Annotated in this window: 32 protein-coding genes; 9 read left to right on the forward strand and 23 right to left on the reverse strand. The window is 22.7% G+C overall.

The features are described 5' to 3' along the window. Window positions 1-5: 5 nt before the first annotated feature. The 4 genes from AAHM79_RS08605 to rpmE form a co-directional block, all read right to left on the reverse strand. The gene (locus tag AAHM79_RS08605) at window positions 6-596 is read right to left on the reverse strand and encodes a thymidine kinase (protein WP_342257651.1); all 591 of its coding nucleotides are present in this window, start codon (window positions 594-596) and stop codon (window positions 6-8) included. A 24-nt stretch (window positions 597-620) separates the two neighbouring features. Next, window positions 621-1,646, reverse strand: a complete 1,026-nt coding sequence (locus AAHM79_RS08610) for a bifunctional oligoribonuclease/PAP phosphatase NrnA (protein ID WP_342257652.1) — start codon at window positions 1,644-1,646, stop codon at window positions 621-623. Window positions 1,647-1,660: 14 nt separating this feature from the next. After that, window positions 1,661-3,631: a hypothetical protein gene (locus tag AAHM79_RS08615; RefSeq protein ID WP_342257653.1), complete on the reverse strand. Its 1,971-nt coding sequence runs from the start codon at window positions 3,629-3,631 to the stop codon at window positions 1,661-1,663. Between the two features lie 178 nt (window positions 3,632-3,809). Next, window positions 3,810-4,139 carry a 50S ribosomal protein L31 gene (gene rpmE / locus AAHM79_RS09700; RefSeq protein ID WP_368862541.1) on the reverse strand — a complete coding sequence of 110 codons (330 nt, stop codon included), beginning with the start codon at window positions 4,137-4,139 and terminating at the stop codon, window positions 3,810-3,812. A 479-nt stretch (window positions 4,140-4,618) separates the two neighbouring features. Between rpmE and AAHM79_RS08625 the strand changes: the two genes are divergently transcribed. After that, window positions 4,619-5,569, forward strand: coding sequence for an IS30 family transposase (locus tag AAHM79_RS08625; RefSeq protein WP_342257654.1), 951 nt, complete (start codon window positions 4,619-4,621; stop codon window positions 5,567-5,569). Between the two features lie 12 nt (window positions 5,570-5,581). On the opposite strand, the gene AAHM79_RS08630 is transcribed toward AAHM79_RS08625, so the two are convergent. After that, window positions 5,582-6,706: a hypothetical protein gene (locus tag AAHM79_RS08630; protein WP_342257655.1), complete on the reverse strand. Its 1,125-nt coding sequence runs from the start codon at window positions 6,704-6,706 to the stop codon at window positions 5,582-5,584. Window positions 6,707-6,794: 88 nt separating this feature from the next. Beyond that, window positions 6,795-7,238 carry a hypothetical protein gene (locus tag AAHM79_RS08635; protein WP_342257656.1) on the reverse strand — a complete coding sequence of 148 codons (444 nt, stop codon included), beginning with the start codon at window positions 7,236-7,238 and terminating at the stop codon, window positions 6,795-6,797. A 392-nt stretch (window positions 7,239-7,630) separates the two neighbouring features. Between AAHM79_RS08635 and AAHM79_RS08640 the strand changes: the two genes are divergently transcribed. From AAHM79_RS08640 to AAHM79_RS08660, 5 genes are all read left to right on the forward strand, one after another. After that, entirely contained in the window at window positions 7,631-7,864 is a 234-nt protein-coding gene (locus AAHM79_RS08640) for a hypothetical protein (RefSeq protein WP_342257657.1), read from the forward strand. Window positions 7,865-8,001: 137 nt separating this feature from the next. After that, window positions 8,002-8,568 (forward strand): hypothetical protein, encoded by a 567-nt coding sequence (locus tag AAHM79_RS08645; protein WP_342257658.1) that lies wholly within the window; start codon window positions 8,002-8,004, stop codon window positions 8,566-8,568. A gap of 224 nt (window positions 8,569-8,792) precedes the next feature. Further along, entirely contained in the window at window positions 8,793-9,725 is a 933-nt protein-coding gene (locus AAHM79_RS08650) for a hypothetical protein (protein WP_342257659.1), read from the forward strand. A 294-nt stretch (window positions 9,726-10,019) separates the two neighbouring features. Next, window positions 10,020-10,613, forward strand: a complete 594-nt coding sequence (locus AAHM79_RS08655) for a hypothetical protein (protein ID WP_342257660.1) — start codon at window positions 10,020-10,022, stop codon at window positions 10,611-10,613. A 39-nt stretch (window positions 10,614-10,652) separates the two neighbouring features. Further along, the gene (locus AAHM79_RS08660) at window positions 10,653-11,042 is read left to right on the forward strand and encodes a hypothetical protein (RefSeq protein ID WP_339039284.1); all 390 of its coding nucleotides are present in this window, start codon (window positions 10,653-10,655) and stop codon (window positions 11,040-11,042) included. Between the two features lie 329 nt (window positions 11,043-11,371). Here AAHM79_RS08660 and AAHM79_RS08665 read toward each other — a convergent pair whose 3' ends face one another. Both AAHM79_RS08665 and AAHM79_RS08670 read right to left on the reverse strand, forming a co-directional pair. Then, window positions 11,372-12,322, reverse strand: coding sequence for an IS30 family transposase (locus tag AAHM79_RS08665; RefSeq protein WP_342257661.1), 951 nt, complete (start codon window positions 12,320-12,322; stop codon window positions 11,372-11,374). Between the two features lie 120 nt (window positions 12,323-12,442). Further along, window positions 12,443-13,603, reverse strand: coding sequence for an Mbov_0401 family ICE element transposase-like protein (locus AAHM79_RS08670; protein ID WP_338957526.1), 1,161 nt, complete (start codon window positions 13,601-13,603; stop codon window positions 12,443-12,445). 73 nt (window positions 13,604-13,676) lie between these two features. Here AAHM79_RS08670 and AAHM79_RS08675 point away from each other — a divergent pair, with 73 nt between their 5' ends. The 3 genes from AAHM79_RS08675 to AAHM79_RS08685 all read left to right on the forward strand — a co-directional run bounded on the left by AAHM79_RS08675 (window position 13,677) and on the right by AAHM79_RS08685 (window position 15,812). Continuing rightward, on the forward strand, window positions 13,677-14,954 hold the full coding sequence (locus AAHM79_RS08675) for a hypothetical protein (RefSeq protein ID WP_342257662.1): 1,278 nt from the start codon (window positions 13,677-13,679) through the stop codon (window positions 14,952-14,954). 12 nt (window positions 14,955-14,966) lie between these two features. Further along, window positions 14,967-15,383, forward strand: coding sequence for a hypothetical protein (locus AAHM79_RS08680; RefSeq protein ID WP_342257663.1), 417 nt, complete (start codon window positions 14,967-14,969; stop codon window positions 15,381-15,383). Window positions 15,384-15,533: 150 nt separating this feature from the next. Continuing rightward, complete coding sequence (locus AAHM79_RS08685) at window positions 15,534-15,812, forward strand: hypothetical protein (RefSeq protein ID WP_342257212.1); 279 nt, start codon at window positions 15,534-15,536, stop codon at window positions 15,810-15,812. Here AAHM79_RS08685 and AAHM79_RS08690 read toward each other — a convergent pair. The 15 genes from AAHM79_RS08690 to AAHM79_RS08760 form a co-directional block, all read right to left on the reverse strand. Further along, complete coding sequence (locus tag AAHM79_RS08690; protein WP_342257664.1) at window positions 15,809-17,833, reverse strand: hypothetical protein; 2,025 nt, start codon at window positions 17,831-17,833, stop codon at window positions 15,809-15,811. The genes AAHM79_RS08685 and AAHM79_RS08690 overlap by 4 nt on opposite strands. Then, window positions 17,784-19,022 (reverse strand): hypothetical protein, encoded by a 1,239-nt coding sequence (locus tag AAHM79_RS08695; protein WP_342257665.1) that lies wholly within the window; start codon window positions 19,020-19,022, stop codon window positions 17,784-17,786. Before AAHM79_RS08695 ends, AAHM79_RS08690 begins: the two co-directional genes overlap by 50 nt. Before the next feature lie 13 nt (window positions 19,023-19,035). Next, a complete protein-coding gene (locus AAHM79_RS08700; protein WP_342257666.1) occupies window positions 19,036-19,158 on the reverse strand; it encodes a hypothetical protein in 123 nt (40 codons plus the stop codon). 4 nt (window positions 19,159-19,162) lie between these two features. Beyond that, entirely contained in the window at window positions 19,163-21,055 is a 1,893-nt protein-coding gene (locus AAHM79_RS08705) for a hypothetical protein (protein ID WP_342257209.1), read from the reverse strand. 3 nt (window positions 21,056-21,058) lie between these two features. After that, window positions 21,059-22,756, reverse strand: coding sequence for a hypothetical protein (locus tag AAHM79_RS08710; RefSeq protein ID WP_342257321.1), 1,698 nt, complete (start codon window positions 22,754-22,756; stop codon window positions 21,059-21,061). Window positions 22,757-22,767: 11 nt separating this feature from the next. Further along, a complete protein-coding gene (locus AAHM79_RS08715) occupies window positions 22,768-23,952 on the reverse strand; it encodes a hypothetical protein (protein WP_338958609.1) in 1,185 nt (394 codons plus the stop codon). Between the two features lie 18 nt (window positions 23,953-23,970). Beyond that, window positions 23,971-24,348 (reverse strand): hypothetical protein, encoded by a 378-nt coding sequence (locus AAHM79_RS08720; RefSeq protein WP_342257219.1) that lies wholly within the window; start codon window positions 24,346-24,348, stop codon window positions 23,971-23,973. Window positions 24,349-24,364: 16 nt separating this feature from the next. Further along, window positions 24,365-24,556 carry a hypothetical protein gene (locus AAHM79_RS08725; protein ID WP_342257320.1) on the reverse strand — a complete coding sequence of 64 codons (192 nt, stop codon included), beginning with the start codon at window positions 24,554-24,556 and terminating at the stop codon, window positions 24,365-24,367. A gap of 34 nt (window positions 24,557-24,590) precedes the next feature. After that, entirely contained in the window at window positions 24,591-24,749 is a 159-nt protein-coding gene (locus AAHM79_RS08730) for a hypothetical protein (RefSeq protein WP_338957552.1), read from the reverse strand. Window positions 24,750-24,764: 15 nt separating this feature from the next. Further along, the gene (locus tag AAHM79_RS08735; RefSeq protein WP_342257220.1) at window positions 24,765-25,148 is read right to left on the reverse strand and encodes a hypothetical protein; all 384 of its coding nucleotides are present in this window, start codon (window positions 25,146-25,148) and stop codon (window positions 24,765-24,767) included. Window positions 25,149-25,263: 115 nt separating this feature from the next. Next, window positions 25,264-25,536 (reverse strand): hypothetical protein, encoded by a 273-nt coding sequence (locus tag AAHM79_RS08740; RefSeq protein WP_342257221.1) that lies wholly within the window; start codon window positions 25,534-25,536, stop codon window positions 25,264-25,266. Then, window positions 25,505-25,780: a hypothetical protein gene (locus AAHM79_RS08745; RefSeq protein ID WP_338957557.1), complete on the reverse strand. Its 276-nt coding sequence runs from the start codon at window positions 25,778-25,780 to the stop codon at window positions 25,505-25,507. The genes AAHM79_RS08740 and AAHM79_RS08745 overlap by 32 nt, the downstream gene beginning before the upstream one ends. Continuing rightward, on the reverse strand, window positions 25,773-25,916 hold the full coding sequence (locus AAHM79_RS08750) for a hypothetical protein (RefSeq protein WP_338957559.1): 144 nt from the start codon (window positions 25,914-25,916) through the stop codon (window positions 25,773-25,775). Before AAHM79_RS08750 ends, AAHM79_RS08745 begins: the two co-directional genes overlap by 8 nt. 70 nt (window positions 25,917-25,986) lie before the next feature. Further along, a complete protein-coding gene (locus tag AAHM79_RS08755; RefSeq protein WP_342257318.1) occupies window positions 25,987-26,481 on the reverse strand; it encodes a hypothetical protein in 495 nt (164 codons plus the stop codon). Next, entirely contained in the window at window positions 26,420-26,644 is a 225-nt protein-coding gene (locus tag AAHM79_RS08760; RefSeq protein WP_342257317.1) for a hypothetical protein, read from the reverse strand. The genes AAHM79_RS08755 and AAHM79_RS08760 overlap by 62 nt, the downstream gene beginning before the upstream one ends. Between the last annotated feature and the right edge of the window lie 53 nt (window positions 26,645-26,697).

Here is a 26,697-nt window from a genome sequence, read left to right on the forward strand (position 1 = left end):
CTGATTTATCTATTCTGATTATTTGTTAAGACACGATGATGACTACGACATCGAGCTTCATATTGTTCTTGCGCACCAATTAAAATAATTTCATCATCATATCTAGCTTCCCGGCCATTAATAATACGTTGTGTTCTTGTTGCTGCTTTACCACATTTTACACAAACAGCATCTAATTTAGTTACAAATTCTGCTAAAGCTAATAATTCTTTAGTAACAGGAAATGGTTCACCACGAAAATCTTGATCTAAACCCGCAACAATAACTTGCTTATTTTGATTTGCTAATGTTTTAATCACTTCAATAATTGATGGTTTAAAAAATTGTACTTCATCAATTGCAACTGCTTCTATTTCTTTATCTACATGTTTTAATATTTGCATTGGATCATCAATTACTATCGCTGTGATAGATACTCCTTTATGACTTACTACTTTTTGAGCATCATAACGAATATCAACCTTGGGTTTAAAAACTAGCACTTTGCGTTTAGCATACTGTAAACGATTTATACGTCGCATAAACTCTTCGGTTTTTCCAGCAAACATACAACCAGTAATTACTTCAATTCATCCCTCATTATAACGACTATACATTTATATCCAACTCCATCTCTAATTTTAATTGTTTGTTAATTCTGGTGATTTACTAGCAATTTTATCTAAACTATCAATCAATTTTTCAACTTCATTAATATTTTGTAAATATGCACCAGCTGCTGTCTGATGACCACCACCACCAAACTTTGCAATAGCATCATTAATTATTCATCTTGCACTACGAACACTAACTTTAATTTTACTATTCATTTGATCATAAGCAGCAATTAATCAAATTTTAATACCATCAATATTTGACATTACATTAACTTGGCTAGTTAAATCTTCTCTAGTTAAAACAACTTCGCCTTTAATATTTAATATTTTATTTTGACTAATAATTTTTGTTTGTAAGTCAGTAATTATTTTATCGTTAAATATTATATAAGCAACACCATTATCAGTAATTTTAAAATTTGATAATATATATCCTTTCAATCTTGCGATTTTTAAACTTTGAATATATAAACTTTGATATAAGTCTAATAAATTAAAATTTTGTTTAACTAAAAAACTAGCAACCTGAAAAGTTTCTTCATTAACAGAGCGATACAAAAATCTACCAGAATCGGTAACTAAACCAAGAAATAAATTTCTAGCTGCTAAAGCAGAAACTTTTAAATTCAATACTTGTGCTCATTTTGCCACTACTTGGCAAGCAGCAGAAGCCTTTTCTTCAATTAAATCAATATCACCATATTTATCAACAATTGGATGATGATCAATTTTAATTATCTTTTTTCCTTCTTCTCAAAATTGACCACTAATTCGTTCGCGATTAGCTGTATCAGCGACTATTACTAGTGCATTTTCATAATCTTCTTTTTTAACAAAAGTTGGTTGTGGAAATAATGATGCCATATGTTCATTTGTTTCGCCTGGAACAAGTACTTTTTTATTTTGAAAATTATCTTCAATAATTTTTTTTAATCCTCATTGTGAACCCAAAGCATCTCCATCAGGATTAATATGACGATGAATAATAATTGGATTACTGATTTTTATTAATTCATAAATTGCTTGTGCTTCTTTTTTAAACTTATTCATTTTATATATCCTTTCTATCATGTACCAATTAATTGCTTTGTTTCATCATCAAAAACAAAAATTGAATTTTTAGTAATACTAATTCAACCAACAGTTCCCACTTCTAAATTATCATTATTATTTGTTAAAACTTCAAATTGTTCTGATTTAGTAGTTTTAACAAATAAATATGCTTTTTTATCATCAACTTTAGTAATATTTTTAATAACACCATTAATAATAATTGAATTTTTTAAAAAAGTAAATCGTGGTTTCTTTGCACTAAACAAAATGGCATTTGATTTAAAAGCAATAGTAGAAGCAGTTTTAACATCAAACTTACCTAAATTTACATTATAAAAATATAAATTATGAGCATTTCATTCTCCCTTTGCAATATTAATATGCTGTTCATTTATTTCTTTCAATAAATTTAAAGATAATGGTTTATCAGTGATTTCACTAACATTTCCTTGTTGAATAATTATTTCATTTTCAATAACAGTAACATTAGTCGCTAATAAATTAATATCAACTTGATTATTAGTTGTAAAAATAATAATTATTTTCAAAAATTTTTGTAATTTTTTAATTCAATTTGCTAATTGTTCTTTATTATCAACATTTAAAAGTTCAAATGGGTTATGCAAAATTAAAATTTTAGTAGGTACAATTAATTGTTGAATGATTTTTATTATTTGTCGCTCTACTATTGTTAATTGTGTTAAACGTAGTGACAATAAATGACTTAGTTCCAAATGTTTAAATATCATAACAATATTTTCACTCATTAAATCACGGACATCAATTAACTGTGAATATAAAGTTTGTAATTGTTGTTGATATGTTTCTTTATCTTGTAACTGTGGATTTTTTAAAATTTTATCATGATAAATTTTAATTTCATCTTTAATATTTTTTAAAAGTAAATGCATTTCATCTGGTAAAAGTTGCATTGCCACAAAATCTTGTTTCATATTAAATTTAATTCTTTGTACTTCTGCTAAGTCAATTCACTGGTCTAAAATTTGATCAATTTGACTACGAGTACATTTAATTTGTTGATATGAAACTAAATGATTAAGTTCGCTATTAAAATTTTGATTATGATTGTTACAAGTTTTTAACGTAGTTCTAATTTCACTTCTAGTAGTACTAATCTCTCTATTTAAATAATTATTTATTTCTTTAATAACAAAACTAATTTCTCGTAGTTGAAATTCTCATTTTCTTTCTTTTGGTGGATTACATCCACAAAAACATGGTCCCACTAAACTTTCCAAACTAGAAATACGATCTTGCAAAGATTGTAAAAATAATAAGTTATTATTTGCAATAATATTTTTTTCTTCGGCAGTAAATGTTTTAATTAGAATATCTGTTAATTTTTCACTTCCAGCAAAATTAAATTTCTCTTGAGCAAAGTTTTTATGAAAATGATTAATTTGATATTGATATTCTTTAATAAAATTATTACGAGTGCTTTGTGTTTCATTAATAAAATTTTTAATAATATTAATTAATTTTTCTTTAAAATAACCACTGTCTAAATTTAAACCTGTATTTTTTAAGTTTTCAATATCAGTCTTAATTTTTTGATTAATATTGCTTATTTCTTGTAAAAAGGGTTTATTAGTAATTGCTGTTCTTGCTAAGTTACGTTGAATACTAAATAATTTATTTCAACTCTGTAAATGCCTACTAACATAAGCCATTTTTCGTTCAAAACCAATACTATTATAAGTAACATCAATATCATCAATTAAAATTTTACCCTCCATAATAGCAGAAGAACCTGCTAGAGCATTAATTAATTTTTCAATATTATCTTCATCATTACTAAAAATTGCCAAGCAACTAGGATATTTTCCGTCAAAACTTCAATCTTTTACGGTTTTTTCAACGGATAAATTAATAATACTAAAATTAAAGTTACTAGTTTGCTCAGTATTATATCTAATACCTTTACTTATTACCAATTTATTAAAATCAGATGATTTTTCCATAAAACCATTCCCTACCTTAAAGTTTTTTATTTCATATACTATTAAAATTATATTCTATATTTATTGGGTTGTATACATACAATATTTTAACTTAATTAATGGTAAATATGTCTGTAAATAATTTTATTTTTAAAGTATAAAAAAAAGAAACTATTATTAGTTTCTAGTTTAATTAAAATTATTTTTTCACTTGTTTAGTATCAGTTAGTTTTAGAACATCTTTTGCTGTTTCTAATACAATAGTTTTAGTATTTTGTGGTTTTGCTTTGTTTATTTCAACAGTTTTTGATTTTGTTTCAACTTGTTTGCTTGCTTTTGTATTAAAGCGTTCAACTCTTCCTTTTGCTGAAACAAATGATTGTTTTCCAGTATAAAATGGATGACAACTTGAACATGTATCAACACGGATTTCTTTACCCTTAGTTGAACCACTTATAAAATTATTGCTACATGTTATACATGTTACTTTAGTTTGAAAATACTCTGGATGGATGCTTGCTTTTGCCATGGTTTCACCTCACTTATAAAATTACTATTAATAAAAAGTACTTAAAAATAATATCATTAACAATATAAAAAAGCAAATAAATATTAATGATAGATAGAGTTTTTATTTTGATAGATTATATTGTAAAAATGTGTTCTAATTCAATTAACTAGAGTAAAATCTTTAAATGATAAAATATTTTCTAAATTATTTTTATAATGTTTAAATTATTTTATAGTAATAGGTTTACTATAAGAATTATAAATCAAATTAATAATATTAACTAATTGAAAGTTAGTTAATTGATTACAACCAAAACCATTACGTTGTACCTTACTAACTACTTGTTGACAATAGCTTTCAAGTTCACTAATAGTTCATGCTGAATGCTAAATTGCTGAATTATACTTGTAAGTGCAAGTAAATAAAATTGCAAAAAATTATCATATAAAAATTTCATAATGCTAAATTTAGTTTAGAAAAAAGTCAGGAGTTTTTATATGAGTTATAAACATCTTGGCATAGATGAAAGGATTTATATTGAGAATCAATTGAAATTTAAATTTAAAATTAGTGAAATAGCTAAAAATCTTAATCGAAGTATTAGTACTATTATTCGAGAAATTAATAGAAATAAAGATAATAATCATTATTTTTCATTAATTGCACAAAATAAAGCTGAAAATCGAAAACAATCACATATTAGTTTTCATAAGTTTAAAAATAAGAATTTAGTAAAATATGTACAACAAAAATTACTATTAGGTTGATCACCTGAACAAATTTATGGCAGAATTAAAAATTTTCATAAAGAGTGAGTTATTAGTTTTAAAACAATTTATACTTGAATTTATTTTGGAATGCTTGATAAAGTTACTAGTAAAAATTTAAAAAGAAAAGGTAAAAAACGAAAATCTAAAGAAAATCGTGGCAAGTTTAATGGTAAATCAATTAAAGAACGAGATATAAATGTTAATGATCGTATAACACTTGGTCATTGAGAAGGAGATACTATAGTATCATCACGAGGTAAAAGCAAATCATGTTTAATAACTTTAGTTGAAAGAGTATCACGATTTACTTTAGCAATATTAGTTAAAAACAGAACTACTAAAGTTATTAATCAAAATGTCAGTTATTATTTATCAATTCTTCCTAAAAACATTGTTAAAACTATTACTTTTGATCGTGGCAAAGAATTTTCAAATTGACAACAACTTGAAAAAAATTTAGATGTAAAAATTTATTTTGCCAATCCATATTCACCTTGACAAAGAGGTACTAATGAAAATACTAATGGTTTAATTAGAGAAAAATTTCCTAAAAAATTTATTTTTTCAAAAACTAATAAAAATGAAGTTCATAAATTTATATTGTCTTTAAATCAAAGACCGAGAAAAATATTAAATTATCTTTCACCAATCGAATATTTGGATAGAAAAATAATTTAGTTGCACTTACCTTTACAATTTAGCTTTTTTAAATTTTTTATGTTCATTAATTTGTAATTTAATAGTTTCTATAACATTTTTGACATTACTTTTTCGAACAAAAATTATTAAAGCTGTTTTGGTATCTCGTCAAGTTAAATAACCAATTAATTGATCAATAGCTTTTTTAAAATGAGATATGCCATTTCATATTTTACATTCTGCAATAAAAACATTAGAATTATCATATCTTAATAATATATCTGTTTTTACAGAAACATTAAAAGTTTCGCCAGTTGCTGTTCCATTAAAATGACTGTTAATAACAAATAATATGTTATTGCGAAAGTCTTCTTCTTGATTTTGTTGATAAGAATTTTTTAATCTTTCAAATTCTTTTCCACAATCATTAATAATTTTAAGTATTTCTTCATAAAATCTAACATCTATTATTGGAGTTGATTCACTAATATGGCTTTTAGTTACTATTTTAGGAATTTCTATTCTTTTTCCGGGTTTGGAAATAGGTATAGAGAAAGTCTCTGACATATTTTTATTTTGTTTTAGTGGTATTTTAAGTCTAGTAAAATCTTTTTGTCTTTTTAATAAAACTTCTTTTCTATTTTTAAAAACATTACTAATATATGGTTTTAAATTAACATTAAATTCTTTAAGATCTCTGTTAATAATTCCTGTATTATCCTTAATGACTTTTTCCATTTGATTATATTCATGATTAACACTTTCTATATTATCATCTTGGTACGAAATAATTTCAAATGATAAACAATTGGAACTCAAGTTTATATTTTTATTAGAAAAAAGACCTCAAACCATAATAAAAGAACTTGGAGAATAAGATAAAAGTTCATAACTTCCAAAAACAGGAATTTTAAATTTAATTCTTGGTTTCTTTGTTTGACAATGATGACCAAAAAAATCTTGACCATTAACTATTGCTTCTTCAACATCGGATTCTGCAGTATCAAAACTTAATGTAATTTCATCTAACGAAAATTTATCATATAAATAATTTGTATACTCTTCTTCATTAACATTCAAAATATAATTGTCTTCACATTGTTCTACTTCATTTTTAATTTGTTGTTTTTTTGACTCAAAAACATTACTAAGACAGTTATTTCTATTAAAAATCATTATTAGTACCCCCCTTATAAATTGTTAAATTAAATTTCTTAGTAAAATTATATTTTTTATAAAAAACAAAAACAAGTAAATATGAACTTTATTTAATTTTTTTAGTGTTTATATTTCTCTTTAAACCGCCAATACACTTTTTCTTACGATGATATCTTAAATAAGCAACTCCAGTAAGAATAAAAATTGAACGAAATACTGTAAAGACAATTCATGTTGTGTTAAAACCACTAGTACTATGATTAGGGTCTGGATCTGGGATTGGAGTTGGGGGACTAAGAGGAATGAGTGGATCAGGTGGAACTTTAGGATTATTAATTAATTGTAATATTGTGCCATTAATACACTTTAAAAACTTGTCTTGCGCAAAAATAGTGATATTTAAATTTACTCAATTTTTACTTGCTAAAAAATGTTTTAAAGTTGTTTCATCAAATGGTGTCAACACCAATACCATTATCGAAAAATATGTATAATAATTAACTACAGTATTTCTAGTACCAGCATACTTTGAACTGCTCCAATGGCACATAATGATATAAGTGCATGCAAGTACATTCTTTACCTCCTTCCTCTGATAACAAACTTTTACTAGACTAACCTTAAGTAAATAAAAATTCGCTTATTGAAAATGAATTTAAAATTCACTTATATATGTTTTAAGTTTGTTGTATATATTTTAGATATCTACCAAATATTTCCCTCTACCTTAACTATAAATTATTTATCATAATAGAATGTTTTAAATAGTTTTAATATTAAATCATTTACTATTTAAATTTATTAATATCGAAAAAAATATTGAAAAAAATAGAAAATTTGATAACCTTTAATCATAAACATATAATTTTTAAAAAACCTATTACTTTATTTAAAAGTAAATAGGTTTTTTTATTTAGAAATATATTAAAGGAGAAAATAAAGATGTTAGATTTTGCTAAATATTTTGATTTACAAAGTGATGGTGAATATTTTGATTCAATCATGAAAAATATAATTAAAGAAAATAGAAAAAATGAAAATGTAATTAATATTTCAGAGGAAGAATTAATATTAAAAGAAACTAATGATTTCAAAGAATTTAAATCACTAATTGAAAAAGAAATTAAAATGTTTATTTTTAATGATGTAAAAAAACTCTACAAGAATGAAAATTAAAAAATTTTAAAAAAATTTATGCTCTTGAAGAAAGAAGAATAAAATATAGTCGTCAAAATTATCCAGATGAAGTATTTCAAACTCACTATGCTATTTATCAAAGAATTAATGAATATTTTAACAATGATTATAATACTTTGGTAATTTCTGAAATTTTAAAAAATTTAAAAGAATTAGAAAAAATCTATAAAGAACTTAATAAATTTGATGATGTTTTTACTGATAATTGTTTTTTATTAGAAGAACTATTACCAGAATTTCAAGAAAGTATAAGCAAAAATAGTATGAATGAAATGCAAAACAGAAAAAGAAATATTAAACAATTGGCAAAAGAAAATGAGCAAGAAAATGAAGAATGAGATATAACAGAAGAAGATGAAATTAAAGAATTAAAAAGTAACAATACTAATAGAAAAATTGCTCTTTATGAATTATTAAATAAAAAACTTGATGAAAAAAAGAAACTTAAATTTAAACCTTGAAATAATACTAAACATAAACAAATTGATCAAGAAATTACAAAAATTAAAAAAGAATTACAAACTATTGAAGAACATGAAGAAAATGAAAACAATAAAGTTACTGAACAAATAATTACCGAAGTTAACCAACTACAAGTTCAACCTTCAATTAATACAGATGATGATATGAATAATTATTATGATGAACAAACAACTGTTCAAAAACAATCTTCAACTTTATAAAAAGTATTATATTAAATATAAATAAAAAATTATAATATATTACTAGATTATAATTTTTTATTTTTTATATTTTTTAATAATTGAAAATCATTAAAATATTTAATAACATTGACATTTTTATTTTTAATATCTATACTGTATATAAATCAAATATAGTTTATAACTAAATTACTTTTGAATAAGTAATGGAGTTATTTATATTTTAAAAAAGGAGAAAGTTAAAAATGACTATCAATGATGATTTAATAAATACAATTTATCATGAGGCAGGACATGCTTTTATAAACTTAGCAAAAGGTATTTCATTATCAGAAAAAGGAATTACTATTAAAAACAATGGCGGTGGTCATACAATGATAGAACCATCAGAAAATGTTTCATTATTATCAATGATATCTTCTAATCTTGCGGGAAAAATAGCTGAAAAAATTATGGTAGGAAAATCAATTCCTCAATCAGCCTCACATGACATACAAAATATTTTAGAATTATTAGATGAAGTATCAAAAATAAATTTAAGTCATAAAATACCAAAAATTTTACTAAAACAAACACAAGAAACCGTAAATACATTAATAGAAAATTATAAGACAATACATTTAATTGCAATAATGTGTCTTGTTAAAAAAGAAAATAATAAAGAAGAAATAGAATTTATTTATAAATATAAAGAGTTGCCAAAACACATCAAATGTAAAATAGAACAAGATACAAATTTGAATAATTTTTTAAATTCAGAATTTAATGTTGAAAGTTTTAAAAAATATCAAAATTATAGTTTTGAAGACTTTTTTAAATATGAATTGTTTGAATTTAAGACATTATTAAATTTCTATCCAAATTTAAAATCTGAAGCAAATGCTTATGAAAACTTTAGTAATAAAATAATTGATTTGTGTTTGAAAAATGATTCATTGAAATTAAAAATTATTAAAGAATATACAAAAGTAGTTGAAGAAATTGTTAAAAAATCAATAACAGTAGCAGAAGATTGAAATAATGCATCTATAAATTTTACTGAAACTATTTTAAGTAAAATATTATGAAAAGAAATACCATTTTATTCACAATGAAATAAAACAGATATAGATTTTATTAATCAAGAAAATAGCAAAGTTTCAACAAGTAAAGGTCAAAGTTCTAGTAATAAATTATAAAAAATATAAATCTTAGATACTTTAAAACTTTAGACATATTACGCAACTAATTAATTTTAAAAATTGAAAAAATATTTAATATTTTACTTCATTAATTCATTTATAGTAGTGTTTGGAGAAATTATAAGGTAGTGATGTTATTAATTTTTATCCATATATAATTTCATATATCCTTGAAATGAAATGAAATAAATTATCTTTTATACACTGAAAAAAGTTGTAAAAATATTATAATAAATAAATGACATATTTGAATATGTCACCATAAGTTTAAAAATTTTAAAGAGGTATAAAATGAAAAGAATATTAAATATTTTAAGTTGTTTAACATTTAGTGCATTAACTACTATTAACATTAACGCTTGTGACTTTTTTGATAACAATTCTCACAAATCAAAACCTTTGTATGAAAATGAAGAATGATTTAATGGCACAAGTTCTCAATATGAAGGTAATATTGTAGACAATATCAATATAATGTCTTGAAAAAAATATCATTTAGATTGACAATCATTTATTAAAAAGTATCAATTATTAAATTTTGATGATAAAGCAATTATTAAAGTTGAAATTGCCACATATAAAAACTGTATATGACATAATTTACCATTTCAAATTACAGGACCTAACTTATCAGTTAATACAGCAAAAATTAACACATCAAACAACACAAATGATGAAAAAAACAAAACTTGAAATATAGAATTTATGTATTATTATGGCAGTTGACTTACTCAGTTAGTTTTTATTCATATCTATGCTCAAGCATTTTTTTGATATAGTAATAATGGCAATATATATTTATCTATTCATTTAAAAGAAGAATCAAAAAATGCTGTAGAAGGAACACACTTTAAACTTCAAATAAATAGTGCATATTTAAGCTAAATTTATTAATTATAATAATAAAAAGGGGACAATATAACAATGAATGATGAAGATGAAAAATGTGACTTAGAAGTTAAATCAATTTTAGAAAAACAATATAAAAATGATCAAATCAAAGAGTTCTTAGTAAAACTTATAAATTCAAAAAAAGAAGAAAATAAATTTTATAGTAACTTAGAATTACTAGCGGATGTTTCACTATATTATAAAAAGATTAAAAAAACTGTTAAAATAACAAATAATACTTTGGAAATAATAAGCAAAATTTTAAAATTAAATGATACTGAAATAAATAATTTTTTAAGTTTAAGTTGAAATAAAATTCAAGAAATAACTACAGAAAAAATCATAAATATCGAAGAAATTAATGATTTATTAAATGAACCTTTTGTAAATACTTCATATATTAATCAAAAAAATTTAATATAGATTTCTAATTTAATATCTTTCTAAAATACTTACATTAACCTCATAAATAACACTCAAAAGTATTATAAATACTATTTTATTTTTGAAATAATGTAAAATTATTGGGAGCGTACCGATGTTGTCAATAATATTCAAATTTGTCTTTAAATTATAAGTTTAGACGAGAATAATTTAGACTTCAATATGCAATTGTAAGTTAATCTTAACACTTCAAAAATATTAGTCAACAATAATACTTACTTTTATAACTCAAAAATTCTTATTAAAGTTTTCTTTAATAAGTTTTATTTTATTTTTATTTATTTGCTAAATTGTAAAGGTAAGTGCAACTAAATTATTTTTCTATCCAAATATTCGATTGGTGAAAGATAATTTAGTATTTTTCTCGGTCTTTGATTTAAAGACAATATAAATTTATGAACTTCATTTTTATTAGTTTTTGAAAAAATAAATTTTTTAGGAAATTTTTCTCTAATTAAACCATTAGTATTTTCATTAGTACCTCTTTGTCAAGGTGAATATGGATTGGCAAAATAAATTTTTACATCTAAATTTTTTTCAAGTTGTTGTCAATTTGAAAATTCTTTGCCACGATCAAAAGTAATAGTTTTAACAATGTTTTTAGGAAGAATTGATAAATAATAACTGACATTTTTATTAATAACTTTAGTAGTTCTGTTTTTAACTAATATTGCTAAAGTAAATCGTGATACTCTTTCAACTAAAGTTATTAAACATGATTTGCTTTTACCTCGTGATGATACTATAGTATCTCCTTCTCAATGACCAAGTGTTATACGATCATTAACATTTATATCTCGTTCTTTAATTGATTTACCATTAAACTTGCCACGATTTTCTTTAGATTTTCGTTTTTTACCTTTTCTTCTTAAATTTTTACTAGTAACTTTATCAAGCATTCCAAAATAAATTCAAGTATAAATTGTTTTAAAACTAATAACTCACTCTTTATGAAAATTTTTAATTCTGCCATAAATTTGTTCAGATGATCAACCTAATAGTAATTTTTGTTGTACATATTTTACTAAATTCTTATTTTTAAACTTATGAAAACTAATATGTGATTGTTTTCGATTTTCAGCTTTATTTTGTGCAATTAATGAAAAATAATGATTATTATCTTTATTTCTATTAATTTCTCGAATAATAGTACTAATACTTCGATTAAGATTTTTAGCTATTTCACTAATTTTAAATTTAAATTTCAATTGATTCTCAATATAAATCCTTTCATCTATGCCAAGATGTTTATAACTCATATAAAAACTCCTTACTTTTTTCTAAACTAAATTTAGCATTATGAAATTTTTATATGAGAATTTTTTGCAATTTTATTTACTTGCACTTACAAGTATAATTCAGCAAATTTAAGTTTTAATTTATAATAACTGGATAATTGTATTTATTTGATAACATTTAAAATTAACCATTTTTGTATACATATCAATGTTATAAGTTCTATCACCAATCATATGCTTTAAAATTTGTTTAATATTAGTTTCAGTAAAGCAACCAATATTTTCAACTAATGCTTGGTTTAATACACCATCTTTTGCATTAATAAAATAACCAACTTTTAATTTTTTATATTGTAAAGTTAATGATTGTAAAAAATCAATTAATTCATAATATTGACCTTTGGCAAATAAATTTATTGCATTTTGATAGTGTAATTTAGCAATTTGATTTTTTCTTCTTCCTGCCATTATACCAAGAAATAAAACATGAAAAGCATGAAATTTATCTAAAATAAATTTAGCATTTAAAATTGTAGCAGTTTTTCTAATTCATTTTGCACTATCTCCACAAACTATTAAATTTGCTTGGTCAAAGTTTTCAAAAAATAAATTACCATATTTTTCTATTAATTTTGCGGTTTTTTCAGCACCAATTTCTGTTTTTGAAACTCTTATTTTACATACAGCTCTTTTATTAATTAATTTTCCATTTTTCTTTTTACCAGTACACATTACTATTAATCTCATCGAACATTTTTTACAATTTTTAGTATTGTGTTTTTCATTAAACTTAAATTTTCGATGACCATCATCAATATTTACATATAAATTTTGATTTGGTTGTAATGGTATTTTGGGAATATTTGCTTTTGGTAATTCAAATTTTTGATATGTTCTACAAACTGTACTATTACTTATTAAATCTTCAATAAAAGTATCACAAACATCACGATACTTTTTACCATCAGCAAAATATTTTAAAATTTGTTTAATAACGTTAGGTGCAAGTTTACTATATTTTTTAACACCAAGATAATTATCTAATAATGATACGTACTCCATTTTTTGTGTTTTTGTGTTATAATGTGTACAAATACGTCGCTTATAAGTTAATAAACCTTTTTTTGCTTTTAATTTTCGTTGTCTAAATCTATATGATTTATATTCAGATTTATCACATATACTTCATAAATAATCATCTATTTTTGCAAATAATTCTTCTGTTTGTTTTAAACTTAATTCATCTTGATTAAAATCATGTTTGTCTCAATCAAAATGATTTGCGAATGGTAATATAAACATTTTTAATGTTCCTTTCTAATTTTTGTTTGTTAATAATTTAAGTTTAATTTTTTTTTAAAAATAAGGAGTAAATATGGCTTTTATTAGTAGTTATGGACAATTAAATAAAAAATATAATCTTAATTTTAGTGATAATAATTATGGTTTTAGTTGAGATATTTTTAAAGAATTTGTTGGTGATGAATGAGCAGAATATTTTACTACTAATTGTTTTTATCGTTTTGTTCCAACAGCACGTGGAACAAGAAAAACTTGAAACTGTTTAGCATTTGATTTATTTATATGTTGTAATTTTAGAGATAGTAGTGTTCAAGAAGTAAGAAGATATGAAAATACTCATAGTGAAACTACAATTGGTGCTTTAATGAATGTTTGTCAAGTTTTATTAGATACATATAATATTAATTTATTACCTAATAATCCACATGGCATTAAATGAAAAATTACTAAGGATGGGGGATGTATTATCTTTCCAAGTAATCAACAAATTGACTTTATTGGTTATGCTAATGGTAATAAGATTTTTGGAAAAGAAGCAGGTGGGTCAAGTTTTTTAGGTTCAAGAACAGATGAAATTATTATGGCAGAAGAAAAAGAAACATTAACTGAAAAACAATTAACATATCGATATGAACGTTTACAAAACTCTATGTTTAGAAGTAATCGTATTAAAGTATCAAATAAACCTATTAAAGAGTGAAGTTGAACATTTATTGATAAAAATATATATAGTTCTACCTTTGGACAAAAGATTACTCGTTATTTTTATAAAAGTTTTTTCATTACTTTTACATGTAATCCTTATGATAAATATCATCCATTTTATTTAAAATACTGTACACCATTTTTACCATTAAATGATGAAGTCATGAAAAATCTTAAAAAAGTTGGTAAAGTTTATTATGAAAATAAAGATATGTTTAGTGGTTTAGGTTTATTTGTTTTAAGATTTACTATTCAACCATTTTGAAATAAATTACCTGACATTCAACAAAGAACATTATTAGAAATGGAAAAAAGTAATCCAGATGAATATAATACTGTTTATTATGGTTTTGAATTTTTAGATAGCGATGCAACAATTTTCCTATTTCAAAAAACAGTAAAATATTGACAATCATATGATTTAAAACAATTTTATAATCAAGAAAAAGAAATGTATAAATTTGATTTTTATAGTGTTGGTATTGATTGAGCTACGGGACCAAAAGACCATACTGTATTTATGGTAGTTGGTTTTAAAGAATATAATAATACTGGTTATTATGATGCTTATATTATTTGTGAATTAGTAGTTACTCCAAATGATTTTATAAATGAAAATGAAAAAATTAATGCTTATGTTAATTAAATTTTAGGATTAATGGATAATTTTGAAAATTTTGAACAAGCAATTTATTTTTATGATGATAAAGCAAGAACAGCAATGGATTGATTAAATCAAAAATTAATTGATGAACACAATACTATTTTAATAACACAAACCGCTATTAAACATGCTTCAAATTTAAATCAAGAAGCCGGATTAACTAATAGAGTAGTTTGAATGAGAAATATTATGAGTTATGGAAACTTTTATGCAAATAAAGATGATTTACCAAAAACAACTCAATGTTTAGAAGAATTACGTTATGACCAAACCAAAACTAACATTCCTGACAAAAATATGTATCAAGACCCTTATGATGCATTATTTTATGCATTATATCCATATAAAAATGTAATTAGGGGTAAAAATAATGCTACTGTAAAAAAAAGTATCTTCACATTTGCAATATAATAAATAAGCGCAATACAATTAATATTATAGGTATCAAAAAATAAACACCTTTAATTTAGGCGTTATTTTGCTTTTAAAAGCATACTTGTAAAAATAATCAAAAATAGTACAATTTAAAAGTAAAATCAAGGAAAAAAGGAGATATTTATTATGAAAATATGAATAAAAACAAATTTTCAAAAAATATCATTATCATTTGCTGTAATAACTGGTGTTACCGGTTTAATCTTAGGAATAGTTTCATATAATAAAAATAATCAATTAACATATTTTTATGATTACGACCATGAAGCACACTGGGGGGCAACTATTTGAGCAAGACCAGTAAGTAATAAACATAAAATTACTCTTTACTGAGCATCAAATAAATTAACTGATGATGCAGTAAAATGAGATGGTATTTATCCAGATGGATATTTTGATAATTAAATTTCTAAATTTATATAAGAAATATTTTCATTATATTTATCAAATAAATTAATATTATTTAAATTTATTTCTTGTTTATTTGTTACTAAAATTAAATCATAATTACCAGCACCAAATAGTCCGCTAACTTCAATTCGATTTAAGTTATTAATTGGATTTTCAATTTGTAATTCAAATTCACTATTATTGTCAATTTGTAAAACTTCTTTATAAAATTCTAATTTAGAAAATAATTGTGATTTATTTGAACCATATAAATTTAAAGCATTTTCGGTTTTATTTTTATTAATAATTAATCTTGTAAAATATTTTCCATATTCACCATTACCTAATGTTCAATCTGCCGGAATTAATGATGGTATATTATTGCTTTCTAATTCATTAGTTATGGATAGTCAGTTAAATTGATTATCATCTAATTTCAATAATTCATTTTGACTAATGTCATTGTTTTTTAGTTTAATGTTATTGATATCTGTAAAATCAAAATATGCAGATTTTAATACTACTTTTATATCTTTAAATTCTCAAATCTTATCAGGTGTAGAATGTATAGGATTTGATTTTAATTCAAAATAATAAGGTAATAATAATTTATAGTCATCATTTAAACCGTTATTAATAGACATGGTTGAATAAATATTTTTTGATAGCATTATAACTATTTGTTTTAATATTTTAACTTTTGGTAAATTTGTATAGTTAGGATAATCTAATTCTCATTGTTTAAATAAATTAGTAATAACTTCATTTGGTTTTTGTCCTTCAAACTTAGCACGAATTTTATCTAAATCATTCATTTCTTTTAAAACATTACTTAATGATGCACCATCAAAGTTTCTATTATAAGTATATGTATAAGTTAACATATCTAATAATACTTTTTGTAAACTATCAATTGGTGGTCTATCTTTTATTTCTAGTTCAACATCATGAAATTTATTTGTTGTAGAAATAAATAAATTATAGTCACTTACTAAAAATCATGACTCTAATTTTTTATCTTTTAATTCTAGTTCATCAGATAATGGTCATACTTTTGAATTTTTAGAAACATCATAACCAATTTTATCATTAGTTACTCTTGCATTATTAATAATTTCTTTTCTTGTTTCTCTACCACCACCAATAGCAATTAAATCTAAAACTGATTTTTCTTGTCCTATAAATTGTTTTGCTAAATTTCAAGGTAATATTTGTTCACTAAATCATTGTTGTAATATTCTAACTTTTGGTTGAGTTTCAATAGGCATTGATAATAGCGGAAATGCTATCTTATCTTTGACAAATAACTTTGGGTATACCTCCATATTGTCGACTTCACCAAGTACCTTTATATTGCCAAAAATCATGCTTCTAGGTGCTTTAATTTTTAAACCAATAACTTTGGTGTCTTTATCTAGTGGTTTTTGTAATTTAATAATAATTGGATAACCATCTCTTGTTTTAAAGTCTTTAATTTTAATAATAGTAATACTTTTAGTACTTCTAGTTTTTGGATTTTGATAAGGTTCTGAATAATTATTAATAATATATAAATTATCAATATTATTTTCAGTTAATGGTTCATTTATACTAACTGCATATAACTTAAATTGATTTAATAAATTTATTTCTTGAAATATTAAATTTTTAATATCAGTCATACTATATTCAATTGTATTGTCATTAATATTAGTACTTGCTCTTTGATTTAATTGCATAGTAAAATCAGATGTTTCAACAGCAGTAGTTTTTAATACTTTATCAATATCAATAAAACCTATTTTAATAGTATTTGCTGAAAATCTTAAACTATTATTTTCATTATTTTTAAATAAACGTTCAATTTCATAAATATAAATTTTTCTTTTTTTAAATTCATCGTATGCTCTATTAATATCAGGGTCACTAGTAGCACTCATCATATTAGTAAAATCATAAGGAATATTATCAATTAAATAATCATTTTCTATTTCTGCTTGATTAAGTTTAGTTTTTTTCTGTGGAAACTTCGTTTGTGGTTTGTTGTTGTTTTCCATTGTTTTCTCCTATTAATTGGTTATTTTCTGGATTAAATAATTTTAATTTAACTGTTAAGTTATTAATTTCTTGTTCATCATTAATATTAAATGTTTTACTATTTAATAAATCTTTATCTAAACGTACTAATATTTGAATAAATTTAAGAATATCAATATTAAATTGTCATAATTTTTGTTCAATATAATTAATAGTTGAAATATTTACCGCTGTACTTTCGGGAACCGATTGTTGTGCTGATTTCTTTTGACTTGGTATATGAATACCACAACGTTTAAATATTTCATTAATATTTCAATCATATATATCAGTTAAATTTTTACCTTTAAAATTACTACTTGTCATATTAATATTTTCACTTTTTTCATTATTATCACCAGTAGTTTTTCAAATATAGTTGTTAGTAACTAATGTTCTTACGGCTTCATCCATTGTAGATTTAGCATTACCATAAGTTTGGTCAAAAATAAACTTTGGTGAATTTAAAATAGTATCTAAAACAATTTGTTCATAAATAACATCTAATGCTTTAATTTTATCCATTACTTTATTACAATCTGCTAACTCATTTGCTTTATTTCTCATAATTGCTATTGGAATATAATTAATATTTAATGTTTGTTCTTGTTCTAAATTAGGATTATTACTATATTCTTTAAAAGGTAAAGGAAATTGTTTTTTATTATCACTAATACTATAAATTGCACGATTAATAGTTACTTGTTCATTATTTAATTTATAAACTTCAAATAATCTTACTGTTTGTGCATTTTGTTGATAACTATCATAAAAAATAGTACATTGAATTAATTTACCAGTAATATCATAAATTCTTTGCTGTATATCTACTACTTGAAAATAAAAATCATCATTAGCAATATAAATTAAATAACCACTAATTCCTAATTTGCTTAATTTAAAAATAGAATTTCAATTCTTTCTATAAAATTCTTGTTTAATTAAATATTGTTTAATAGTTTCATTATTAATATCCAATGGAGCATTATATAAATTAGCATTATTTTCAGCAACAAAATCAGTAAAATAAGTCTCATGATTAAAATCATTAAAACCAAAATAACTTAAAATAGAAGTGTGTGTACTTTTATTTTCTAAAAAAATTAATTTAGATTTTTCTTCATTATTATTAATATTTGTTTTATCTTTTCTTGGTCAAAAAGGTTTCATTTTTTTCTCCTTTCTAAAATATTTTATTAATTTTTAAGACAATTTTTACTATAATAAATATAATTAAACCAGCAACAGCAGAAGATAATAAAACTCCAATTAAACTTAAAATAATTTTTATAATTTTTCAAATCATAATTTTATTCCTGTAATTCTTCTACTTTTCATGTATTACCTTTATCGCTACCTTTTAAAGAATAAATAGTAATAAATTTTGAGTGTTGTACTGATAAAACTAAGACATTAGTATTATTGTTAAAAACTTCTATTGGTACACCTGCTATTTTTGTATTAGTTATAATAAATTCTTTAATTGCAAAAACATTATTATATATATTTCAAGAATAATAAACTTTATATCTTTTATTAACTATAAAATCATAAGTAATTTGTCAATTATCTCATTTATTTTTTTCTCTTATTCCTACTTCTTTTCAAATTGAACTACTTGGAGGAATTGGAATTGGTTGTGGTTGTTTTTTGATAATTTCATTAATAGCACCAGCAACAGTTTTATCAGTAGTTTCTAAATTAGGAATTTCAGTACCAATAGTATTTATAGAAAAAGCATATTTGAATTGGTCTTTATCCATTTTATTGTCTAATTTTTTATCTACTTCTTCTTTTTTATAATAATCAGTTAAATCAGTTTTCCCGCAAGTAGCACTAATTTTATTATTTTCATCAATTTTAATATTTTCACCAGCAATTAACTTATCTTGTTTTTTATCTAATAATTGATTTGTTTCTAGTTTTGTATAATAATCATGTTCAGTATTTTCTTCTGCTATAAATTCAGTTGGTGTATCTATTCCTTGATATTGATATATTTCTTCTATATCACCAATTAAATTAATTTTTCCAAGTTCAGGATAAGAATTACCACCACCACTAAATTGTTTCTTTTTATTGTTATAGTAAATAGTTCCAATATTTAAAATATTTTTATTTTGTATTTGTTCTCCATAAGTCATGGAATCAACATTTAACAATTCAAATTCGTTAAAAACATTATTTAAATAAATTTTAATTACTTTATAAAATTTCATAAAGTTATTTTCTGTTGAATATTGATAACTGATTTTAATAAAATATCATTTAAATATTTCTATATTATTATTTTCAACTTTTTTTCATAAGGGACTAGTTTCAATATTAAATCAATTATTTTTAACATCATTAATATTTTCGTTTGTTTTAATTAATTCACTATTTAATTTGGTAATTTCATTTTCATTTGTAGTAATTCGTTTTTGTTGTTTAGCAGAAAAATCACAAGTTGGTGCATGTGTATAATCACCAATTTGTGGATTGTTTTGTAAAACATCAGGTGGTAATGTTCCAATTTCATTAGGTCAATCTAAAATCATAGTTTCAGTTTTTGAGTCATATTCTGTTGCAACATAACCTTTATTTATTAAATTTGTAACTGGTCCCCTATATGTTTCATTTTTATTACCATTAATGGTATCATCATATAATTTTATTTGCTTTGATAATGTAAATTCTTTTTGTTCTTGAATTAATTCATTAACTTGGTTTCTAGTATAAAATGCTTTTAAGTCAATTTTTTCAACATCTATTTCATCATTATTATAATTTGAAAATATTTGTTTTAATTCTGTTAATCTTGCTCATATTTTCATTCTACTAGGTGCTAAATCTCAAATATTAATCGTAGGAGTACTACTTGCACTAAATTGATTACCATTATTAAATTGAATAGTAGCATCAACATTAAATTCAATTGGTGTACGATTAAATACTCAATGTTCAACCATAACATAAACCATATCTCTTAAAGTTTCTTTAATTAATTCATCTTTAAAACTATCAAAAGGAAATTTAGATAAAATAAAATCAAGATAAGCATTAATATCATTTTGAGCACGAATAGCAAATGTTTTAAATCAATCATCAACATTTGGTCATGTATTTATATATTGTCGTGGTGTTTCTGTAATTGTTCCAGTTAATGGATATCAGTTATTATAATTTTCTAAACTGACACCAGTTCAAAGTTTATTAATCATATTTTATCATTCCTTAAAAAATGCTTTTTTATAACGTTTGGTTTTTGATTTAGTTTTTCTATGTGATATATGTATAATTTCTTTTTGTAATTTTTTATTTCCTTTTTTTACAACTTGATTATATGCAAATTTTTCTAAATGTCTTAACAATCCAGTACCAAATACAGTATTAACTGATAATTTTAAACCCACCCTTTTAAATGATTTATTGACATTATCAATAGGATTATTAATAACATTAACTACTTTATGATAAGTTCTAATTGTCCTTAATATTTGCCTATAAATTTTAAAACTATCTTTAATCATTTGTTGTACAACTGGTAGAGCAAAAGCAATACTTTTTAATCATTTATTTTGACTAACTCCATATCCAATATATCAACCGCTATATCATCTATATCAATGAAATGGATGTATTTGAATAACAAAAGTTTCTGCTTTGATAATACTATCAATAACTACAATTGGTTTATATTTAGGATTACGATGATAAATAGTAATTCCACATTTATCTAATGATAAAGGTTGAATTTTACAAGCCATAAATACTGGTGAATTTAATGGAATTAATTGTGCATGTTTAATTGCTTTCTTTTCAGCACTTGTAAATACATCAATTGTTTTTTCTTTTAATTTATTAATTTTTTCAAATGCTTGTTTTTCTAATTTTTCGAATTTCTCTTGTAATTTATAAATATTTATTCTTATTTTTTCAAAATATGAAGTATCTTTTCAAAATTTATTTAAACCTTTTTTAAAATAAAATTTAATATCAAAATATTTAAAAGTTTGATTTGCTTTTAATACTAATTTATGAATTGAACTATTTTTAAAATTAAATTTAATTGCATTAGCACGAATTTTTTGTAAATCTAAAATTAAAGATTTTCCATATCTATTTTCTGCATGTATTGTATGAACTAAATTTAATCAGTCATGTTGGTTCATTTTTAATACTTCTTTTAAATCAGTATTATATTTTTGTAAAAAATTGTTTGCTTTATCAATATCTTTAATTTTAAATTTAGGAGTTAACTGTGGACTTAACTTTATTAATTCATTTTGTAATAATAAATAATTTTTTAATTCTTGTACTTCTAATTTTGCAAAATTATTTTTATATTGTCTTTCAGCAACAAAACCTAAATTTTGTATTATTGTTTCGCGATTTGGAGCATGGTTATAATTAAATAAATAACGTTTATTTCCAATAATTTTATCTGTTAAAATTTCTTTTCCACTTACTTGACTAATGATTTCTTGTAAATTTTTTGCTTTTTTAATGCCAATTTGTTCTAATGTTTTAGTTTTTTCTGCTAAACTAATAAATTTAGTTGTACGATAACCACGACTAATTCTATTAAGTCCAGCAAATGCAGGTAATATATTAAAAAAAGTATTTAATGGTGTAACATTTCCTTTTAAATAATCATAAACTTGATTAATAGTAAAATCAGTTAAAAACTCTACACCAACAGCACTAATACTAGCAAGTAAATCACTTGCACCTAAACCAAGTGCTAAACTTTCACTTAATCCACCAGTAAAAGGAGCAAGTGCTACTGCTATTACTTGTACACCAATCATTTCTAAAATTTCTCATCATCAACTTTTATGTTCTTGTTGTTGACTTGTTCTAGTATGTTTTGGTTTATTTATGTTTAAAAGTATTGCTGTACTAGTTGTACCAATTGGCATAATAATTATCCTTATTTAAGAGTTATTTTTATAGGATTTGTTGAACCTTGATAATTTTTATCAGTGTCATTAGTAGTGATTACTACATATAAATCTCCTGCTTTTTGGTTTTGATTACTTACATCCACTTGACCTTGGGCATCACTAAAATAATTAATAATTGGAGTTGTTAAATTTGGATTTAAATTATTTAGTTCAGTTGTATTTTTAATTGTTGTATCTAATAATTTATTCTTTTTAGTAGTATCAGCAGTAATATTAGTTGTTAATGTTGTAATTTCTTCACTTAAATATTTTTTATTAACAATACCACATAACATTCATCTTGATTCTGTTTCTGAGTTTGACATATAAGGAATAGATTCTCCTGTTACTTGTCCACCAACTAAATATCTTTTTGGAACTTTACCATCTTTAATATCTTCAACATATATACTAGTTTGTTGTAACATATATCTTTTCATTGCTTTTGGTGTTGCTAAAACAAAATTCATAATTTGATTTTTATTTTCAGTATTTTTAAATGTCATATAATCATCCATAACAATTTGACATAATACACCTTTAATATATAAATTTGTTCCATTTAATCTTAATTGTTGTGCTAGTTGATTATCAGTAATTAAACCTTTATTATCTGCTAAATAAACTAAAGTATCATAAAGACTATTTGTTATAAAAAATTTACAATTATTACTATTTCTTAATTGAAATAAAGTATTTCATGCTGATAACATTGATTTTAAATATCCTACTGGTGTTGTATCAGTAATGATTACTTTTTTGGCAGATTTAGCAATTGTATTTGTATCATTATTTGCTAAATAATCTGCTAAATCATTAGCAACTTCATATTGCATACTTTCTAGTAAATTTTGCCCATTATCTGCAAATAAATCAACTTCACCAATCATTTCTCCTGTACTAGCTTCTTTTGTAATTTCTTTAATAATTTTATCAGTATCAACATAACCAACTTCTAATCCTTTACTTTTATCATTTCAATGAAGTATTTTGAATGTTGGGTCTTTTGGTTTTTTAACTATAAATTCAATTTTTGTAGAATTAACCATTTCAATTGGAAAAAAACTTGCTCATGGACTATTTGATTGTTTATAAAATTCTATAAATTCAGGTGTTTCTACTAATTTTGTAGTATTATCTAAATTTTGTTTAAATGGCACTGGATTTGGCATTTTAAATTTTCCTTTCTTTTATAAATTATTTTTCTTTTTATAATCTAATAAACTACTTTTTATTGAAGTTTCTTGATTTGTTAATATTGTTTCTTGTTTACCACCTGTATTAATTGGTTCTTTAAATAGTGGTTGTTCTTTAATCATTTTTTTAATAGTTTCTTCAATTTTTGAATTTTCTATATTACTTGTTTTAAATTTTAAAAATTCATAAAATTCTTTTTTAACTTGATATTTTTTAAATATATTAATTATTTCTTTTTCTTTAATTTCTTGATTAAGTTTATTTAACTTATTTTCTAATTCAACAATCTTAATTTCTTGCTCTTGTTGTAAATTATTATTTTCAATTAAAGGTTCAGTATTTTGTTCAACATTAGTTTCATTTTCTAACATTTAAATCACACCTTTATTATTTATTTTCTTTTCCATTAATTTTTTCATTAAGTTTTGCTAATTTTTTTTGATGTTTCATCACTTTATTATTTCTTCTAATATGTTTTGGAGTTGTAATAAATCTTTTCAATCAAACAATTAATTCTCTACAAATTAATGTTCCTACACTTGTTCCAATAATAATTAATTCATGTAAAAATTCTTTCATTTTCAATTATTTCCTTTCAATTATTTATTTTTAATTATTCGTCAAATTGACCATTATTAATTCTTTCAATCATTGATTTTGAATTACTTATAATAGTTACCAATAAAGATATTTCTTTATTTAATTGTTCCATTCTTTCTTTATATGTCTGAATTTCATTGTTATAATATTCAATCAATTTTTCTTTATTCATTAGTTATCATCTCCTTTATAAACTATCATATGTAGTTGGTCTTTCATATAAAACATCACTACTTCCACTATTATTACTAATAGCATCACTATTAATTAATCTTCTTGTTTCATTTGTAAATGATGTTTCTTGCATTTCTTGATTATAATTTGTAGTTTCCATAGGTAATAAATTATGTATAATTTCACTTGCACCAGCAACTATTGTTGGTACTGCATAAGCATTATTAAAATCATTATTTATACCCATAGCTACACCACTTGAAATTAGACATCCACTAGTTGCCATATTACATATTTTTCTTATTACTTCAAATCTATTAGGTATTAGTTCACTTAACCCACCAATTAGATTTGATATACCATAAGTACTTAAACTAATATATGTATCTCAATCCATTTGTTGTTTATTATCATTAGTTAATAATAATGGTCATGGTGGTGTTTCTGTGGTAGTAGTTGTTAATCAAGGTGGTGGTTCAGGATTAGGATTGATTTTTGTAAATTTTGCATAATTAATTAAACCAATAGTTCCTAAACCTAATAATATTTTTTTTACTTGAATTTAATATTTTCTTTTTAGTACTTGGCATTTGATTTAAGTTTCATATATCAATTCCTAACTTTTTACTAAATAATAAAGCATTAATACTTCCTAATACTGGATTACCAATAATTTGACCATAATAAGCACTTGTACCAATCATTGCTGATAATGGACTTATTCCAATTCTTATTATTTTTAATAAAGTATAGTTATTTGATTGTACATTCGTGTCATTTGGCATTTTCATTTACTCCTTCATTTTTTGGTTTAATAAACACTTCAACTCAACCTGTATAGTGAACGTTATCACCAACTAAAATAGCAGTATTTGCATGTGGTTGAGAAACAACTAAATATTCAGCAATAACATTAGGATATTTTCATAAAATAATTGCTTTTATATCATTACTATCTGTTAAATCTTTGGGATTTGGTGAAAATATTTCTATTTTATCTTGACCAAATAAATCTGTTAATTTAGTCATTATCAAATTCACCTTTTTCTATTTTTTCAATTAATAAATTTAAAATATTTTTGTCCAAATCAGAGTTTGTATAATTAATTTTTTTAGTTCATTTAATTATATCTTTCATATATTTAAGTAATTTTTCTTTATTCATTATTTATTCTCCTTATTTAAATAATATCAACCAATTAATAAACTATCTGCTTCATCATGATTTGATATTTTTATATTTCAATTATTTCTTTAATAATTTCTTCAGCAACATATATACTTAGTTCTTTATCTCAAGGTCTTAATCAAAAAATAGGTGGGTCATAACGTTCATATCATTTCTTTCATTCACTTGGACTTATTAACATATCTTTTGTTAATAATTTATTAAATTGTCCTGCAATAAAACCACGTAAATGTTCTTGAGTTTCATAACCAATACCATTTTTTGAATTAAAAGTACCACGTTCAATAATTAAATCCAATTCATTATCATTAACTTTTATATCTCAATAAAATTTTCTTTGTCCATCATATTCTTTTAAATTATAACTTTTAACAAATATTGGTTTTCAATTTCAAAAATCATATTTATCATGTAAATAAACTTTTTTTCATAAAGTAAATCCAGTATTTTTAATACTTGGGTCAATTGAAAGTAAATAATTAGTCATTATCAAATCACCGGTCTTTAATTCTGGTTTTAATTGGTTTATAAACTTCTTCATAATATCCGTTTAAGCGATATGTGTTTTTAAGATATTGCATAAATCTTTCTTTATTAATACAATTTTTATGTCTTGATTTATTAATTTCATCAACTTTATTTCTATGTTCTTTATCACCTTGATAACAATGTTCACATACATTTCTCAGCAGTTTTTTTCGCAAGTAAATAAATCATGTTTTTTATCACATACACAACAATCTTCACAACATACTTC

Origin of the sequence: Spiroplasma endosymbiont of Nomada ruficornis, assembly GCF_964030795.1 — a bacterium.
GTDB classification, from domain to species: domain Bacteria; phylum Bacillota_I; class Bacilli_A; order Mycoplasmatales; family VBWQ01; genus Spiroplasma_E; species Spiroplasma_E ixodetis_A.